General features: G+C 56.6%; 1 pseudogene. It reads right to left on the reverse strand.

Features of this window, described 5'->3' with window-relative positions:
* Nucleotides 1-256, reverse strand: a pseudogene (locus SB822_RS58790) (choline dehydrogenase); the annotation flags it as partial.

Below are 256 nucleotides of genomic sequence, written 5' to 3' on the forward strand. Positions count from 1 at the left end.
GTTGTAGTTGATCGCGACCGGCAGAAAGTGATACTGGATGTTGGGCCACAAGTCGTCGTCGCGTGTACGGATAAAGCCGCCCGCTTCGAACTGATTGCTCGCGCCGATGCCGGTGCCGTTCACCATCCATTCGAGCCCAATAGCAGGCTGATTCCACCATTGCAATGCGGGGTAGAGCGAGACGGGCTCCTTGCATTCGTACTGGATATACATCTCCAGATGGTCCTGCAAATTTTCGCCGACGCCCGGCAAGTCG

Origin of the sequence: Paraburkholderia sp. SIMBA_054 (assembly GCF_046534875.1) — a bacterium.
Lineage (GTDB): Bacteria > Pseudomonadota > Gammaproteobacteria > Burkholderiales > Burkholderiaceae > Paraburkholderia > Paraburkholderia hospita.